General features: G+C 72.2%; 13 protein-coding genes. 1 reads left to right on the top strand and 12 read right to left on the bottom strand.

The window, feature by feature from the left end; all coding sequences use genetic code 11:
• Positions 1 to 33: 33 nt before the first annotated feature.
• The 5 genes from EAD89_RS14460 to EAD89_RS14440 form a co-directional block, all read right to left on the bottom strand.
• Positions 34 to 2,244, bottom strand: coding sequence for a bifunctional glycosyltransferase family 2 protein/CDP-glycerol:glycerophosphate glycerophosphotransferase (locus EAD89_RS14460; RefSeq protein ID WP_121676048.1), 2,211 nt, complete (start codon positions 2,242 to 2,244; stop codon positions 34 to 36).
• Between the two features lie 15 nt (positions 2,245 to 2,259).
• Positions 2,260 to 4,275 (bottom strand): DUF5941 domain-containing protein, encoded by a 2,016-nt coding sequence (locus tag EAD89_RS14455; RefSeq protein ID WP_233578681.1) that lies wholly within the window; start codon positions 4,273 to 4,275, stop codon positions 2,260 to 2,262.
• Between the two features lie 41 nt (positions 4,276 to 4,316).
• Positions 4,317 to 5,063: an ABC transporter ATP-binding protein gene (locus EAD89_RS14450; protein WP_121654575.1), complete on the bottom strand. Its 747-nt coding sequence runs from the start codon at positions 5,061 to 5,063 to the stop codon at positions 4,317 to 4,319.
• A 1-nt stretch (position 5,064) separates the two neighbouring features.
• Positions 5,065 to 5,892 carry an ABC transporter permease gene (locus EAD89_RS14445; protein WP_121676046.1) on the bottom strand — a complete coding sequence of 276 codons (828 nt, stop codon included), beginning with the start codon at positions 5,890 to 5,892 and terminating at the stop codon, positions 5,065 to 5,067.
• 71 nt (positions 5,893 to 5,963) lie between these two features.
• On the bottom strand, positions 5,964 to 7,334 hold the full coding sequence (locus EAD89_RS14440) for an L-serine ammonia-lyase (RefSeq protein WP_121676045.1): 1,371 nt from the start codon (positions 7,332 to 7,334) through the stop codon (positions 5,964 to 5,966).
• A 394-nt stretch (positions 7,335 to 7,728) separates the two neighbouring features.
• On the opposite strand from EAD89_RS14440, the gene EAD89_RS14435 reads away from it, so the two are divergent.
• A complete protein-coding gene (locus tag EAD89_RS14435; RefSeq protein ID WP_121654578.1) occupies positions 7,729 to 7,938 on the top strand; it encodes a PspC domain-containing protein in 210 nt (69 codons plus the stop codon).
• A gap of 203 nt (positions 7,939 to 8,141) precedes the next feature.
• Here EAD89_RS14435 and EAD89_RS14430 read toward each other — a convergent pair whose 3' ends face one another.
• From EAD89_RS14430 to pdxH, 7 genes are all read right to left on the bottom strand, one after another.
• The gene (locus EAD89_RS14430) at positions 8,142 to 8,930 is read right to left on the bottom strand and encodes a DUF4230 domain-containing protein (RefSeq protein ID WP_121654586.1); all 789 of its coding nucleotides are present in this window, start codon (positions 8,928 to 8,930) and stop codon (positions 8,142 to 8,144) included.
• A gap of 99 nt (positions 8,931 to 9,029) precedes the next feature.
• The gene (locus EAD89_RS14425) at positions 9,030 to 10,193 is read right to left on the bottom strand and encodes an acyl-CoA dehydrogenase family protein (RefSeq protein WP_121654579.1); all 1,164 of its coding nucleotides are present in this window, start codon (positions 10,191 to 10,193) and stop codon (positions 9,030 to 9,032) included.
• 44 nt (positions 10,194 to 10,237) lie between these two features.
• Complete coding sequence (locus EAD89_RS14420; protein ID WP_007454850.1) at positions 10,238 to 10,543, bottom strand: type II toxin-antitoxin system VapB family antitoxin; 306 nt, start codon at positions 10,541 to 10,543, stop codon at positions 10,238 to 10,240.
• A 188-nt stretch (positions 10,544 to 10,731) separates the two neighbouring features.
• Complete coding sequence (locus tag EAD89_RS14415) at positions 10,732 to 11,334, bottom strand: nitroreductase family protein (protein WP_121676044.1); 603 nt, start codon at positions 11,332 to 11,334, stop codon at positions 10,732 to 10,734.
• Between the two features lie 23 nt (positions 11,335 to 11,357).
• The gene (locus tag EAD89_RS14410; protein ID WP_121676043.1) at positions 11,358 to 12,287 is read right to left on the bottom strand and encodes an aldose 1-epimerase family protein; all 930 of its coding nucleotides are present in this window, start codon (positions 12,285 to 12,287) and stop codon (positions 11,358 to 11,360) included.
• Positions 12,288 to 12,305: 18 nt separating this feature from the next.
• Positions 12,306 to 13,604: an MFS transporter gene (locus EAD89_RS14405; protein WP_121654582.1), complete on the bottom strand. Its 1,299-nt coding sequence runs from the start codon at positions 13,602 to 13,604 to the stop codon at positions 12,306 to 12,308.
• Positions 13,601 to 14,230: a pyridoxamine 5'-phosphate oxidase gene (gene pdxH / locus EAD89_RS14400; RefSeq protein WP_121654587.1), complete on the bottom strand. Its 630-nt coding sequence runs from the start codon at positions 14,228 to 14,230 to the stop codon at positions 13,601 to 13,603. The genes EAD89_RS14405 and pdxH overlap by 4 nt, the downstream gene beginning before the upstream one ends.
• Positions 14,231 to 14,293: the final 63 nt, after the last annotated feature.

Here is a 14,293-nt window from a genome sequence, read left to right as displayed (position 1 = left end):
TATTAAGCGACACAAGGTCGGCGCCGGGCGTGATCAGCAGCGCGGAGGCCTCTCGTCCGGCTCACCGAGGAACACCCGGCGTACCACCCGCTCCGCCGCGCGCCCGTCGTCCAGCGTGCAGAACCGGCCCCGGAAATGCGCACGGGCCTTGGTCGCCGCGTCCGAGCGCACCGCGTCGGTGCGGAACAGGTCGAGCAGGTCGGTGAACGTGGTGGCCACGGCGCCCGGCGGCTCCGCCGTCACGTCGAAGTAGACGCCCCGGGCCAGTCGGTACGCCTCCCAGTCCGGGGTGTAGAGCACGATCGGCCGGTCCAGCACCGCATAGTCGAACATCGCCGAGGAGTAGTCGCTGACCAGCACGTCGGCCACCAGGTAGAGGTCCTCGACCCGCTGGTGGCCGCTGACGTCGCGGACCCGGTCCCGGTCCACGGCGCGGCGGGGGCCGCGGTCCCGGTCGTGGAAGTAGTGGCTGCGCATCAGCAGCCGACCGTAGTCACCCAGCGCCTCGACGAACCGGTCCGGGTCGAACGGTGGCCGATAGCCGGGCAGATGCTCGCGGTGCGTCGGGGCGTACAGCACCACCTGCTCGTCGGGGTCGAGGCCGAACTCGGCGCGCAGCCGGCGCACCTCGTCGGGGCCGGCGTTGACCAGTCGGTCGTTGCGCGGGTAGCCGACCTCCAGGGTGGTGTACGAGGCCGGGTACGCCCGGTCCCACATCTGGGTGGAGAAGCTGTTCGCGCTGACGCTGTAGTCCCAGCGGTCCACCCGGCGCAGCAGACCGGCGAAGTCCATCGCGCCGGCGCCGATCGGGTAGCGCTGCTGGTCCAGCCCCATCACCTTGACGGGCGTGCCGTGGTGGGTCTGCACGTGCACCTGCTCCGGCCGCTTGCGGACGAAGTCCGGGAAGTTGACGTTGTTGACCAGCCACCGGGCCCGGGCCAGCGCCCGGTAGTAGGCCGGGGTGCCGGCGACCACGTACTCCGCCCCGTCCGGCACGGTGTCCACCCGGTCCCGGCGCACGATCCACACCCCACGCACCCCGGGAGCCAGCCGGCGGGCCACCTCGTAGATCGCCGCCGGGTTGCAGGCGTACCCCCGGTACCAGTAGGCCGCGTACACCGCGAGCGTCGGATCCACCGGCCGGCGCAGCTCCGCCCGGTAGTACTCGCGCAGCAGTCCGTCGCGGGCCAGCCGGGCGCCGCGCCGTGCGGCCGGCCCGACCCGGCGGCGGGCGGTACGGGTCTTTCGGCGAGTGGTGTCGCGGGCCCGGCTCGCTGCCCGCAACGCGCTGAACGTCCGCCAGCGGCCGGTGGCGGCCAGCCGGTGTTTGATCCCTTCGACCCCGCCCGGTGCCGGGTATCCGCCGCTGGGCAGCCAGCGCGCGTAGTCGGCGGTGATCTGTGTGAAGAAGGCGGGCCGCAGTTCCGGGGCGATCCGCTGGCCGTTGCCGAGCACGGTCAGGTAGTGCCAGATCATCCGCTCGAAGACCGCCGGCCGCAGGGCGTCCACCGCCGGCCCCCACGCGTCCATGAGGTGGAAGACCCGGTGCCACTGCGGGAACACCTCGAAGTGCCGGTCACCCCTGGTTCGGGTGATCGCGCCGGCCCGGCGCTGCCGGTAGTTGACGCAGACCCGATCGAGTACGCCGATCCGCTGCGCCGCCATCAGCACCGGGTAGCTGAACGAGACATCCTCGTACCAGCCGGGCTGGAAGCGCAGCCCCAGGTCGACGAGGAACTCCCGGCGTACCAGCCGGTTCCACGCGGTGTGCAGCAGCCGCATCGCCTCCGGCCGGTCCCGCAGCCGGAAGGTTGCCGCACCGGGCGACTCCGGGAAGACCTCCGCCATCGCGCTGCGGGTGGCGCTGTCGTTCCAGTGCGTACGGACGTGGTCGACCAGCAGCACGTCCGGCCGGGTGACGCGCAACCGTTCGGCGACCTCCGGCAGGCACTCCGGCGCCAGCCAGTCGTCGCCGTCGAGGAACCAGACGTACTCCCCGACGGCCTGGTCCAGCCCGATGTTGCGGGCCGGACCGAGACCGACGTTCTCCGGCAGCCGGACCGACCGGACCCGCTGGTCGCGGGCCGCGTACTCGTCGATGATCTCCCCGCTGGAGTCCGGCGAGCAGTCGTCGACCGCGATCACCTCGAGGTCGGTCTCCGGCTGGCCGAGGATCGAGTCCAGGCACTCGCGCAGGTATCCCTGCACCCGGAAGGCCGGCACCACGAAACTGATCAGGGCCATCCGGCCGTCCCTCCGTCAGTGCGGCGCGACACCTCCCACCGGCGCGGCCGACGCCCGCGCGCTGCGAGCCGGACGCACGAACCAGGCCAGGACGACGCTCACCACAAAAACCACGAGAAGGTACGTACCGAGTGTAGCCATGCCGATACTCACGATTCCGGCAATCGCGGCGAGGGCCAGCAGCACCGAACGTCCCTCCCAGCCCAGCGTGGCCGAGTGCAACGGAGGCGCCGCCTGCCGCTTCTCCAGCCGTGCGGTCAGGTCGTAGTGGTGCACGGTGAGCACGAAGACGTACCCGAAGATCAGCCACCCCGGCGCGCCGCCGACGACCCCGACCGCGATCGCGAACAGGTACTCGGCGGCCCGCAGCGCCGCGGGCACCAGCCAGTCCAGCGGGCCGTTGTGCGCGGCCCCGGCGCCCAGGCCACCGACCAGCAGCACCAGCAACGCCACCGGCACCGTCCAGCGCAGCCCGTCGGGCGCGTCGCCCAGCAACGCCGCGACCAGCAGTACCGCCGCACCGAGCGCGGCGATCACCGCCAGGGTGAGCGGCCCCATCCGGCGTACCACCGGCAGCCGGCGGGCCAGCGGGCCGTCGTCGCGGTGCAGCGTGGCATCGACCGTGTCCAGCACCGGCACCCACATCCAGCGGGCCCGCAGCGTACGCAGCGCCCCGGTGTACGCGAACGCCAGCACGCCCCACACCAGCACCGCGATCAGACTGACCAGCGGGTTGAACAGCGCCACGGTCAGCGCGATCAGCGCCCACCGCTCGCCGATCGGAAAGACCACGGTCCGCTTCAGCCAGTACGACAGCGAGCCGGTGTCCGCCTGCACCCGCGTCGACGCCGCGTTGAGCCGGTCGCCGATCCCGCCGGTGGCACCCGTCGCCGACCGGGGCCGGCGAGCCGCCTCATCGTGCAGCACCCCGTACCAGGTGTCGGTCATGTGCCGGACGGTCTGCAAGGTCATCGCGGCGATCGCCAGCGCCCAGCCGTTGCCCAGGCCGGCGTGGCTCACGCCGAAGCCCAGCCCGGCGTAGACCAGGTATTCCTTGGCCCGGTCCGCCATCGTGTCCAGCCAGCCACCCCAGGCGCTGAAGTGCCGGGTGTAGCGGGCCAACTGGCCGTCCACGCAGTCCAGCACGAACCCGAGGTAGAGCAGCACCGCGCCGCTGACCAGCGCGAGCCGACCCCCGACCCCGAACAGCACCGCGGCGGCCAGCGCGAAGAGCACCGAGATCACCGTGACCCCGGTCGGGGTGAGCCGGAGCCGGGCCGCCAACCGCACCACGTACGGCGACCAGGTGCTGACGAAGTAGGTGGAGAAGAAGTCGTCCTTCTCCTTCACCGCCAGCCGCAGCTCGGCCCGGTCCTCGTCGACCGCGGTGACCGCGGCCTCGGCGGCGGCCAGCCCGGCCGCGTCGTCGACCCGGTGCGCGACGAGCAGACGTACCCGCTGGGCGAAGATCAGCGTGCCGAGCGCGGCGAGACCCGCGACGAGCCGGTCCACGGCGGACCCGGGGCCGCCGGCCGCGGCCGGCGCGAGACGCCCGGCCGGCCCGGCCTCGGTGGGCCCGAACGGGGCGACCTCCCCGGCCGGGCCGAGGGGGGTGGCGATCGGCAGTACGCCGACCGCGGCGGCCCGGGCGGCGGCGGCCAGCGTCGGCAGGTCACTCACGCCGACCCGCAGCGCGCCGCCGAACACGCCGGTGGCGTCGCCGTCCAGGGCGTCCACCGCACCGGCGTCGACCACCTGGCCGCGTTCCTCCCGCACGGCGGTCCGCCCGGGCACCGGCGGGTCGGTGAGCACCAGCGCCACCGTCGGTCCCACCGGGCTGGTGGCCAGGTGTCGCAGCACGGCGGTGTGCGCGACCAGGTCGGTGCCGGTGACCAGCAGCGGGCCGGTGGCGGTGTCCGCCAGCGCGGCCAGCTCGTCCAGGCCGGCGACGAACCGCACCTCGTCCGCCCCGGCCTTCCGCAGCTGGGCGGCGAGCCGGTCGGCCAGCGGCTCGCCGGTCGCGGTGGTCAGGCCCGCCGCGGGCGTCCCGGCGGCGAGCACGATCGCGAGCGTCACCGCGGGACCGCGGCGTGGTACGCGTCGAGCGCCTCGGCGATGGTGCCGTCGAGCATCAACCGGCCCGCGTCGAGGTACATCCCCCGACGGCAGAACCGGGTCAGGTCCTTTTCGTTGTGTGACACCAGCACCAAGGTGCGCCCCTCCCCGAGCAGACGATCAATCGTCGCGTAACACTTCTTGCGGAACTCCGCGTCCCCGACCGCGGTCACCTCGTCCATCAGCAGGATCGGGTGCGGCAGGTGCGAGATGATCGCGAAGCCGAGCCGCACCTTCATCCCCGACGAGTAGTGCCGCACCGACGTGTCGATGGCCCGTTCCACCTGCTCACCGGCGAACTCGACGATCTCGTCGAAGTGCCGCTTCAGATAGCCCGTCGACAGCCCGTGCAGCCCACCGACCAGGTGCAGGTTCTCCCGCCCGGTCAGGTCGTTGGAGAAACCGGCGGAGAGCTCCAGCAGCGGGGCCACCGCCCCGTGCACCCGGATGCTGCCCTCGTCCGGAATGAGCACTCCGGCGATCAACCGCAGCAGGGTGCTCTTGCCGGTGCCGTTCCGGCCGATCACCCCGACCGTCTCGCCCGGCTCGACGGTGAACGACACGTCGCGCAACGGCCAGAACTGGCCGGGCAGGGCACCCCGCCCGCCCCGGTGGATGAACAACTCCCGCAGCCGCAGTTGCCGGCGGCGGTTGCGGACGAACCGGATGCCCAGGCCGTCCGCCTCGATGATCGGCGCGGCCATGTCAGAGTTCCTTGAGCACGGCGGGTTCCAACCGGCGGAACGACCACCAGCCGGCGGCCAGCACCAGCACGCTGCCCACGACCGTGGTCACGAGGAGCCGGATGCCCGGAAACTCGTCCGGGTACCAGATCGCGTGGTGCAGTTGGAAGATCCCGACCAGCGGGTTCAGCTCGTACGCCACCTTCAGCCAGCCCGGCAGCCCGGATTCCTGGACCAGGCTGAGCGGGTAGATGATCGGAGTGGCGTAGAAGAGCACCCGGATGATCAGCCGCATGAACCGCTCCACGTCACGCATCAGCACGTTCCACGCGGACAGCAGCAGGGCCAGGCCGGTCAGCAGCACCGCCTGGACGGCGACCGCGAGCGGCAGGGAGAGCAGCGACCAGCCGGGATGGATCCGGCCGTGCGCCGCGTAGATCACCGCGATGGCGATCAGGATCGGCAGGCCGGCCGCGTACTCGGCGAACCGGCCGGTGACCCGGCCGATCGGGAAGACCTGACGCGGCACGTTCATCGTGGTGATCAGCCGGGACTGGCCGGTCAGCGCGTTGGTCGCCTCACTCAACGCCGAACTGGTCCACATCCAGGCGAAGATCCCCGTGATCAGGAACAGCGGATACGACCCGGCCGCCTCGCCGAGGTGCCGCCCGGTGTCCCGCGAGTAGAGCACGCCGAAGACGAACCAGTAGATGGCGCCCATGCCGAGCGGCTCGATCAACGACCACAGGTAACCCAGCACCGACTGCTGGTACTTGACCGCCAGGTCCCGTCTGACCAGGATGCGCAGCGAGTTGCGGTGCGACCACAACGCCGCGACGCCAGAGGTCACCGCTGCCTCCCGCCTCCTGAAACGGACGACAGGTTAGCAGTCGGTGAACGAATGCCCCGAATCGGCCGGACTCAGCACTCGATCACGTTGACGGCCAGACCGCCCCGCGCCGTCTCCTTGTACTTGACCTTCATGTCGGCGCCCGTCTCCCGCATCGTCTTGATGACCTTGTCCAGCGACACCTTGTGCACACCGTCGCCGCGCAGCGCCAGCCGGGAGGCCGTGATCGCCTTGATGCTAGCCACCGCGTTCCGCTCGATGCAGGGGATCTGCACCAGGCCACCCACCGGGTCGCAGGTCAACCCGAGGTTGTGCTCCATTCCGATCTCGGCGGCGTTCTCCACCTGCTCCGGGGTGCCGCCGAGCGCCTCGGCGAGCCCCGCCGCGGCCATCGAACAGGCCGAACCCACCTCACCCTGGCAGCCCACCTCCGCGCCGGAGATCGAGGCGTTCTCCTTGAACAGCACGCCGATCGCGCCGGCCGCCAGCAGGAACCGCACCACGCCGTCGTCATCGGCGTTCTCGATGAACCGGGTGTAGTAGTGCAGCACCGCCGGGATGATCCCCGCCGCGCCGTTCGTCGGCGCGGTGACCACCCGGCCGCCGGCCGCGTTCTCCTCGTTCACCGCCAGGGCGAACAGCGTCACCCAGTCCATCGCGCGCAGCGGATCGGTGGTCGCCGTGTCCGCCTCCAGGCTGCGCCGCAGCTCCGCCGCGCGCCGCCGGACCTTCAACCCACCCGGGAGTACGCCGTCCCGCTCACAGCCGCGCTCCACGCACTCCCGCATCACGCGCCAGATCTCCAGCAGGCCGGCCCGGATCTCCGCCTCGCTGCGCCAGGAGAGCTCGTTGGCCAGCATCACCTCGCTGATCGAGAGGCCGGTGGCGGTGGTCACCTCCAGCAGCTGCGCCCCGGTCAGGAAGGGGTACCGGACCCGCGTGCCGTCCGGCTTGATCCGGTCCGCGCCGGCCGCCGCCTCGTCCACCACGAAGCCGCCACCGACCGAGTAGTAGGTGCGGGTGCGCACCTCAGCCCCGGTCCGGTCGTACGCCGCGAAGGTCATCCCGTTCGGGTGGTACGGCAGCGACCGACGGCGGTGCAGCGTCAGGTCCCGGTCCGGGTCGAAGTCGATCTCGTGCGCGTCCAGCAGGCTGATCCGCCGCTCCGCCCGGATCCGCTCGACCCGGGGGCCGACGGTGTCCGTGTCGACCGTCTCCGGCGCCTCGCCGGCCAGCCCGAGCAGCACCGCCCGGTCGCTGCCGTGGCCGTGCCCGGTGGCGCCGAGCGAGCCGAACAGTTCGGCCTGCACCCGCGCGGTGTCGGCGAGCAGCCCGTCGGCCTTGAGCCCGGCCACGAAGGTACGCGCGGCCCGCATCGGGCCCACCGTGTGCGAGCTGGACGGCCCGATGCCGACACTGAAGAGGTCGAAAACACTGATCATGGCTGCGCTTCCTCGCCGTCGTCCCGTGGTGCGGGATCCGGCCCGGTCGTGGCCACCTGATCCGGCGGCCCCGCTCGTGGCCGCCCGGTCGGGTGGCCGCCGGTCACCCGGGGTGTGGGTGCCCGACCAGCCAGCCTACCCGTCCAGTTCAGGCCCTACCCGGCCACCGGGACGTGGACACCTACCCGCCACCTCCGCGCCACCTGCCCCGCCGCGCTCCCACGCTGGCGTCCGCGTCGGCGTGCTTTCCAGGAGGCGTCGGAGTGGGGCCGCACGGGTAAGTACCTACGGGTCCACGGGTTGTCGATCCTCCTCTGGACCGAGGGAGAGGTGGCCGTCCCTTTCTACCGTGGATTGCAGACGCGGCGTACCGCCGCAGAGTGGGAGTACGACGATGAGTCGCAAACTGGTTCGGCCCCGCCAGGGGCGCATGATCGCCGGTGTCTGCGCCGGCCTCGGTCAGCGGTTCGGCATGTCCGCCGGGATGGTCCGGCTGCTGTTCCTGCTGTCGCTGCTGCTGCCCGGCACCCAGGTGATCGTCTACCTGGTCCTCTGGCTCCTCATGCCGAACGAGGACCGCTACCTCGCCTCCACCGCACACTGACCCTTCCCCTGCGGGAAACCGCGCGGCGTGCGGCAGCAACGTCAGGGATTCTGCTGCCGCACGCCCGCGGAGGCACCAACGTCCCTGAAGGTCCACGGATCTTGCGTGGGAACGGAGCGCAAGGCGGTGCGGCGGGTTTCGGACGGAAGCGCCCGCCCCGACGGTTGTCGGGGCGGGCGCTTCGGCGTGCGGGGGTACGCGGGTCAGGGAGCCGTGTAGGTGACGGTGACCTGCGTGTAGCCGAGGGAGCGCAGCAGCCCCTCCAGCATCTTGCGGGTGTTCTCCTCGGCCCGGGCGGAGAGCCCGCTGTCCCGGGCGGCGGCGGTGATCCGTTCCTCGGCGAGCTGGTAGACCTGCTGCTGCCGGTTGGGGTCGTTGCCGACCAGGTCACCGAGCCGGTTGAGCAGACCGCGCTGCTCGGCGAAGACGTAGCTCTTCTCCAGGTCGAGGTTGGTCTGGCCGAGCTGCGGCGCGGGCAGCTTGATCTCGACCGAGGTGCCGTCGGCGGACTCGACGACGGCGCCCTCACCGATCTTGCCGAAGTCGACGTACGCCTCGACGCTGCCCGCCCCGACGAACAGGGTGCGTTCGTTGAGCAGGAAGTCCGGAACGTTGCGCCGGTCGTTCTGGGTGTCGACCACGACCTGGAAGTTGCCCTCGGCGGCCACGTAGCGGCTGAGGTCCTGAATCGACTTCAGCAGCGGCGGCTGGCTGCGGTCGGTCTGCTCCTTGGCGAAGGGGTTGCGGAAGTCCGGCAGGATGCCGGTCGCCTGCACGCCGAGCAGCACCACCACGGCCAGCGCGGCGGCGCCGAGCAGCACGAGCAGGCCACGGGCCGGCCCACCGGCGCCACCGGTCGTGGGGCCGCCCGAGCCGCCCGGCGTGTCGGCCGTGGGCTCCGGTGTGGCTGCCGACCGCTCCTTGAGATCGTCGCCGGTCGGATAACCGGGGAACTCCCTCGTGGGCTCGTTGATGCCAGCGTCGCGGACCATCACGCTCACCGTCCTCGTCAGACACGTCGTCTGTCATTGACGGTACGGCCCCCGTACGACAGCCGCGCGTCGAGCGGCCGGAAAGCATAAACGGGCAGGTCAGGCGAAGGCGGAGAGCCCGGTGAGCCGCTGTCCGACGACGAGCTGGTGGATCTCCGAGGTGCCCTCGTACGTCAGCACGCTCTCCAGGTTGTTCGCGTGCCGCATCACCGGGTACTCCCCGGAGACGCCGTTGGCGCCGAGGATGGTGCGGCACTGCCGGGCGATGGCCAGGGCCTCCCGCACGTTGTTCAACTTGCCCACGCTGACCTGCTCGGGTCGCAGCCGGCCGGCGTCGGCGAGGCGGCCCAGGTGCAGCGCGAGCAGTTGGCCCTTCACCAGCTCGACGGCCATGTCGGCGAGCTTCGCCTGGGTGAGCTGGAAACCGGCCAGCGGGCGACCGAACTGGGTGCGGGTGGTGGCGTACGTCAACGCGGTCTCCAGGCAGTCCCGGGCGGCGCCGACCGAGCCCCAGACGATGCCGTACCGCGCTTCGGTGAGGCAGCTCAGCGGGGCCTTGAGCCCGACCGCCTCGGGCAGTTGGGCGTCCGCCGGAAGCCGGACGTCGTCCAGCACGATCTCGCCGGTCACCGACGCGCGCAGCGACATCTTGCGGCGGATCTCGCGGGCCGTGACACCGGGCGTGTCCATGGGTACGACGAAACCCCGCACGCCCTCGTCGGTGCGCGCCCAGATCACCGCCACATCGGCGATCGGCGCGTTGGTGATCCACATCTTGCCGCCGGTGAGGACCCAGTCGTCGCCGCTACGGCGGGCCCGGGTGGCCATCGACGCCGGGTCGGAGCCGTGGTCCGGCTCGGTCAGGCCGAAGCAGCCGATCGCCTCACCGGTCGCCATCGACGGCAACCAGCGCTGCTTCTGCTCCTCGCTGCCGTAGCGCCAGATGGCGTACATGGCCAGGGAGCCCTGCACGGAGACCAGTGAGCGGACGCCGGAGTCGCCGGCCTCCAGCTCCTGGCAGGCCAGCCCGTACGCGACCGCGGAGGCGCCGGCGCAGCCGTACCCGGTCAGGTGCATGCCGAGCAGCCCGAGCTTGCCGAACTCCCGGGCCAGCTCGCGGGCCGGCACCCGGCCCTCCTCGTACCAGTCGGCGACGTGCGGGCGTACCCGGTCGTCGATGAGCTGGCGTACGACGTCGCGAATCTGCCGCTCCTCCTCGGTGAGCGACGGGTCCAGGTCGAGCAGGTCCAGCGGAGCGGTCATGCACGCCACCCTAACGAAGGCTCAGCGCGCGAAAGAAGGGCTCGTCACTCGATCGGTTCGGAGAGCACCAGCACCCGGGCGTGGATCTGGTTGCGCTGCTGCAGGGCGGCGCGCAGGGCCCGGTGCAGGCCGTCCTCCAGGTAGAGACCGCCGTTCCACTGCACCACGTGCGGGAAGAGGTCGCCGTAGAAGGTGGAATCCTCGGCGAGCAGCTTGTCGAGCGCCAGCTCACGCTTGGTGGTGATCAACTGGTCCAGGCGCAGGGGTCGCGGCGGGATCTCCGCCCACTGCTTGAGCGTCAGATTGTGCTCCGGATAGGGACGCCCGTCCCGGACCGCTCTGAAGATCACGACGGCACGCTCCCCTCCCCGTGGCCGAGCCGACCGGCGGCGCCGAGCCGGGTCGCGGCGGGCACCGCGCGGCGCGGTACCGATGACGCGTGCCAGCCTAGCCGCCCAGCGCACACCACGTTCTGCTCCCTGATGTCAGTTTCGCTACCGCTCGTCCGATCCCCAACCGGACGAACGGGACGGCGCACTCAACTCCACCGGCCGCGCCGCACCACCTCGTCCACCGGACGACGACCTCGGCGCAGCGACAGTGACCTATGGTCGGGTGCGCGGTAACCGATTGTGATGGCACCGACGGGTCGGTGGTCGGTCGGCACGCCGAACGCGTCCCGGTAAGCGGCCAGCCGCTGGGGCGGGATGCCGAAGAAACACGCCCCCAGCCCCTCGTCCACCGCGGTGAGCAACATCAGCAGCGCGGCGAACCCGGTGTCCACGTACCAGTAGGGCACCGGCCAGCGATCGGTGGACCGGTCCGTCCAGCCCTTGTCCGGCTCCGCGTACCGCTGGAGGTAGGCCGACTCGTTGGCGTGCGGCACCACGATCAGCGGTGCCCGGCGCATCCCGGCCAGCCACCGCTCCCGCCCGCCGCCGTCAGGCGTGGTGGCGGCCCAGAACCGCTCGCGGTCGGCCGCCTCCTCCAGCACGAGGAAGCCCCAGCCCTGCGCGAACCCGGCCGACGGGGCGCGTACCGCGTGGTCGAGCAGCCGGTCCACCACGTCGGGCGGGACCGGGCGGTCCGGGTCGTAGTTGCGCACCATCCGTCGACGCCGGACGACCTCGGCGAACTCCATCCCGCTCTCCCCGCCGGCCCGGCTCAGGCCCCGAGGCGGATGCCCCAGGCGCCCCGCCAGGTCGTGCCCGGCTTGAGCGTGAGCACGTCCTTGCCCGAGCGGAACGCGTCCGGCGGGCAGGTCATCGGCTCGATGGCCACCGAGCGGCGATGCCGTTCGCCGGTGAGCGCGTCCCCGGTGAACACCTGCCACCAACCGAACTCCTGATCCGCCCAGATGCGCACACCGGACGTGCCGTCCGGCGCGGCCAGGCTCACCGATGAGCCGCCGTCGGCGTCGGCGATCACCTGGCCGAAGCAGAGGTCCAGCTTGGCGCGGCCGATGCGGCGCGGGCTGGTCCAGTCGTACTCGGTGCCCGCCACCGGGGTCGCGCCGACCGGCAGCAGCCGCCCGTCCACCAGCAGCCGGGTACGCGTCGGCAGCCGCATGACCAGGTCGTCCACCGCGACACCCGGCAGTTGCAGGTACGGGTGCACGGAGAAGCCGAACGGCGCCACCGCACCGCCGGTGTTGGTCACCTCGTGCTCGGCGCGCAGTCCGCCCGGGCCGACGCTCCACCGGCTGCGCAGCCGCAGCGGCCACGGGTAGCCGGGCTGCGGCGGCAGGTCGTAGCCGACCGTCACCGCGTCCGCCGACTGCTCCAGCAGCTGCCACGGCACCCAGTTGACCAGCCCGTGGATGGCCACGTGCCGCTCCGGCTCGGTCAGCGGGAGCTGGTGCGTCCGGTCCCCGAACGCGTAGCGGCCGTCGCGGATCCGGTTCGGCCACGGCGCCAGCACCTGTCCGGCGCAGCCGGGGCACACCTCGTCGGCCCGGTACCCGTCGAGCAGGTCGACACCGTCGTGCCGGTACGTCCGCAGCCCGCCGCCCACCTCCACGATGACGGCCTCGTGGCCGGCGGCGGAGATGGTCCACTGGGCGCCGGAGAAGGGGCGCTGGTCGGGGCTGTCCATGTCGGCGACCCTAACCGGTCAGCTCCGGTCACCGCTCGACGCCGCCGCCCGGTAGCGCAGCAGCGCCGGGAAGGCGGCCGCGAGCACCACGACGAGGACCGCCGAGGCGATTCCGCCGGCCACCCACGCCACCCCGCCACCGAATCCGGCGGCCATGGTGCCGGCCCGCAGGTCGCCCAACCGCGGGCCGCCGGCCACCACGACGGTGTTCACCCCCTGCAACCGGCCGCGCATCCGATCCGGCGCGTAGATCAGCAGCATCGACTGGCGCAGCACCGAGCTGACCAGGTCGGCGGCACCGGCCACGGCCAGCAGGGCGATCATCAGCCAGAGCTGACGGGCCAGGCCGGCCGCCGCGATCGCCACCCCCCAGCCGACCACCGCCAGCACCAGCCCGAGCCCCTGCCGGCGAAGTCGGCCGATCCAGCCGGAGGTGAGCCCGCCGATCATCGAGCCGATCGCGATGGCGCTGTAGAGCCAGCCGACCGCGGCGGGATTGCCGAACCGCTCGGTGGCGATCTCCGGGAAGAGCGCCCGGGGCATGGCCAGGATCATCGCGATCAGGTCCACCCCGAACGAGAGCAGCAGCACCGGCGTGGTGGCCAGGTAGCGGAACCCGTCGATGACGCTGCTCAGGCCGGCCCGACGCGGGCCGTTCTCGGTCTCCGGGTCCGGTTCGGGCGGCATCGCCGGCAACCGCCAGGTCGCCCAGAACGAGGCGCCGAACAGCACCGCGTCCACCGCGTACGCGATCGGCAGTCCCACGTCGGTGCGCCAGATCGCGAAGATCAGCCCGGCGGCGAGCGGTCCGAAGACCGAGGTGGCGGTGAAGGTGGTGAAGTTCAACGTGCTCGCGGCCGGCACCAGCTCGTCCGGGACCAACCGGGGCAGGATCGCGCTGCGGGTCGGCGAGGTGATCGCGAAGGCGGTCGACTGCAACGCCACGAGCAGCAGCAGGAGCAGCGGGCTACCGAGCCCGAGCAGGGCGTGCGCCAGCAGCGCCACCGTCGACGCCCAGAGCAGCACCCCGCCGCCGAGCAGCACCCGACGCCGGTCCCGGGCATCGGCGACCGCACCGCCCCACAGGCCGAACACCAGCAGCGGCAGGAAGCCCGCCACACCGAGCAGGCCGACCCAGAACGATCCCTTGGTCAGCCCGAACATCTCCACCGGAACGGCCACCGCGGTGAACTGGAAGCCGAACATCGCCACGCTGTTGCCGAACCACACCCTCCGGTACGCCGGCACGCGAAGCGGACGCAGATCGATCGCCCAGCGGCGCGCTCCACGCGGCCGGGCCTCCTGCACACCCGTCACGGCGCCAGCCGCTCGACGGTCCAGCCGCCCTCGTCGAGCAGACGGAAGCGCAGCCGGTCGTGCAACCGCCCGGCCCGGCCCTGCCAGAACTCCACCGTGTCGGGCCGGACCCGCAGCCCGCCCCAGTGCGGCGGAACCGGGATCACGGACTCGCCGTCGAACCGCTCGGCCGCCGCCCGGTAGCTCTCCTCCAGCGCCGCCCGGTCCGGCACGACCTGCGACTGCGGGCTGGCCCAGGCGCCCAGCTGGGAGCCGCGCGGGCGGCTGGCGAAGTACGCCTCGGCCACCGCCCGGTCGACCGGGGCGATCCGCCCGGCGACCACCACCTGACGCTGCATCGGGAACCACGGGAAGACCAGGCTGGCGTACGGGTTCGCGGACGCCTCGACGCCCTTGCGCGAGAGGTGGTTGGTGAAGAAGACGAAGCCGTCCGGGTCGTACCCCTTCAGCAGCACCGTCCGCCCGCTCGGCCGGCCGGCGGCGTCGGCGGTGCCCACCACCATCGCGTTGGGTTCGGGTAGCCCGAAGGCCACCGCGTCGCCGAACCAGCGGTCGAACTGGCTGTGCCAGTCAGCGGCCAGGTCAGCCTCGGTCAGGCCCAGGTCCGCGGCGTACTCGTTACGCATCGCGGCCGGGGCCGGTGTGTCGCCCGTCACGTTCGCACTCCTTCTCGGCGGCCCCGACGGCGC

It is taken from the genome of Micromonospora sp. BL4, from assembly GCF_003667505.1.
In the GTDB taxonomy this organism is placed as follows: domain Bacteria; phylum Actinomycetota; class Actinomycetes; order Mycobacteriales; family Micromonosporaceae; genus Micromonospora.
This window is presented reverse-complemented; position numbering and strand designations above follow the sequence as displayed.

Excerpts from the sequence above, each read along its gene's own strand:
- EAD89_RS14460 (WP_121676048.1), bottom strand. The coding sequence starts at position 2,244 with ATGGCCCTGATCAGTTTCGTGGTGCCGGCCTTCCGGGTGCAGGGATAC.
- EAD89_RS14450 (WP_121654575.1), bottom strand. The coding sequence starts at position 5,063 with ATGGCCGCGCCGATCATCGAGGCGGACGGCCTGGGCATCCGGTTCGTC.
- EAD89_RS14440 (WP_121676045.1), bottom strand. The coding sequence starts at position 7,334 with ATGATCAGTGTTTTCGACCTCTTCAGTGTCGGCATCGGGCCGTCCAGC.
- EAD89_RS14435 (WP_121654578.1), top strand. The coding sequence starts at position 7,729 with ATGAGTCGCAAACTGGTTCGGCCCCGCCAGGGGCGCATGATCGCCGGT.
- EAD89_RS14430 (WP_121654586.1), bottom strand. The coding sequence starts at position 8,930 with ATGGTCCGCGACGCTGGCATCAACGAGCCCACGAGGGAGTTCCCCGGT.
- EAD89_RS14425 (WP_121654579.1), bottom strand. The coding sequence starts at position 10,193 with ATGACCGCTCCGCTGGACCTGCTCGACCTGGACCCGTCGCTCACCGAG.
- EAD89_RS14415 (WP_121676044.1), bottom strand. The coding sequence starts at position 11,334 with ATGGAGTTCGCCGAGGTCGTCCGGCGTCGACGGATGGTGCGCAACTAC.
- EAD89_RS14410 (WP_121676043.1), bottom strand. The coding sequence starts at position 12,287 with ATGGACAGCCCCGACCAGCGCCCCTTCTCCGGCGCCCAGTGGACCATC.
- pdxH (WP_121654587.1), bottom strand. The coding sequence starts at position 14,230 with ATGCGTAACGAGTACGCCGCGGACCTGGGCCTGACCGAGGCTGACCTG.